This is a genomic window from Flavobacterium sp. (assembly GCF_031363805.1).
Classification (GTDB): Bacteria; Bacteroidota; Bacteroidia; order Flavobacteriales; family Flavobacteriaceae; genus Flavobacterium.
Genome location: NZ_JANLVD010000169.1, coordinates 1 through 1,595, shown reverse-complemented (window position 1 = coordinate 1,595; position 1,595 = coordinate 1). Strand labels below are relative to the sequence as shown.

The following is a 1,595-nucleotide window of genomic DNA, read 5'->3' as shown; positions in this document are numbered from 1 at the left end:
CCGCTTGTAAGCGTATGGTTTCAGGATCTATTTCACTCCGTTATTCACGGTTCTTTTCACCTTTCCCTCACGGTACTGGTTCACTATCGGTCTCTCAGGAGTATTTAGCCTTAGCGGATGGTCCCGCCAAATTCAGACAGGATTTCTCGTGTCCCGCCCTACTCAGGATACCACTATCATTATCTTCGCTTACCTATACAGGACTATCACCCTCTTTGGTTCTACTTTCCAGTAGATTCTAGTTCGCTCCGCAACAAATATCGTGGTCCTACAACCCCAAGTATGCCGTAACATGCTTGGTTTGGGCTAATCCGCGTTCGCTCGCCACTACTTACGGAATCACTTTTGTTTTCTTCTCCTCCGCCTACTTAGATGTTTCAGTTCAGCGGGTTTGCCCACCTATCGGTGTAATACATCTTCAATGTATTGGGTTGCCCCATTCGGGTATCTACGGATTAATTCGTGTGTGCCAATCCCCGTAGCTTTTCGCAGCTTATCACGCCCTTCATCGCCTCTGAGAGCCTAGGCATCCCCCATACGCCCTTATTTTGCTTATTGTACAGATGTAGCAATGCTACATCTCTACGCAATTGTAATAAATCACAAATACGTGTTCTTTCTACTTTTTAAATTTTTTTATCTCAATATGTCAATGAACTTTTTTCTAGGCAATAGTAATCAGCCAAAAGGCATTAGTATTGCTTCGTATATCTAGTCTTTTTAAACTCTTGCCTATTGGCTTGTGCCTAATTAACTAAAATAGTGGAGAATAACGGAGTCGAACCGTTGACCTCCTGCGTGCAAGGCAGGCGCTCTAGCCAGCTGAGCTAATCCCCCAATTTTTTTTTAATTACGAATTGTGAATTACGAATTACGATGTAAAATCATAATTTTTCAACCCTAGTATTTCCTTTTTAATTACGAATTACGAATTTCAAATTACGATAGTATCGTGATTTTAATTACAATGATTCGCTTTAATTTTGTATATGAACGTTTATTTTTTCTCAATGCGTAATTCGTAATTTACAAATTCGTAATTGATTTTGTTGTCTCGGACAGACTCGAACTGTCGACCCCTACATTATCAGTGTAGTACTCTAACCAGCTGAGCTACGAGACACTCTTGTTTTTTATTTAAAGATTAAATAATTTAAAAATTTAAAGATTGATTAGAATCTTTCAATTTTTAAATCTTTCAATCATTAAATCTTGTATTATTTGAATTAACAGCAGAGTAAGTAAAACCTTAAATTTGTTATAAACTAGGTCATACTCTAGAAAGGAGGTGTTCCAGCCGCACCTTCCGGTACGGCTACCTTGTTACGACTTAGCCCTAGTTACCAGTTTTACCCTAGGCAGCTCCTTGCGGTCACCGACTTCAGGCACCCCCAGCTTCCATGGCTTGACGGGCGGTGTGTACAAGGCCCGGGAACGTATTCACCGGATCATGGCTGATATCCGATTACTAGCGATTCCAGCTTCACGGAGTCGAGTTGCAGACTCCGATCCGAACTGAGACCGGTTTTGTAGATTCGCTCCTGCTTGCGCAGTGGCTGCTCTCTGTACCGGCCATTGTAGCACGTGTGTAGCCC

The 1,595-nt window shown here is 41.8% G+C and carries 2 tRNA genes and 2 rRNA genes; all 4 read right to left on the bottom strand.

From position 1 onward, the window contains the following. Positions 1 to 558: ribosomal RNA gene (locus RMN92_RS09755) — 23S ribosomal RNA — on the bottom strand; the annotation flags it as partial. Positions 559 to 763: 205 nt separating this feature from the next. Then, positions 764 to 837: transfer RNA gene (locus tag RMN92_RS09750), tRNA-Ala, on the bottom strand. 212 nt (positions 838 to 1,049) lie between these two features. Beyond that, positions 1,050 to 1,123: transfer RNA gene (locus RMN92_RS09745), tRNA-Ile, on the bottom strand. A gap of 158 nt (positions 1,124 to 1,281) precedes the next feature. Beyond that, positions 1,282 to 1,595, bottom strand: a 16S ribosomal RNA gene (locus RMN92_RS09740); the annotation flags it as partial.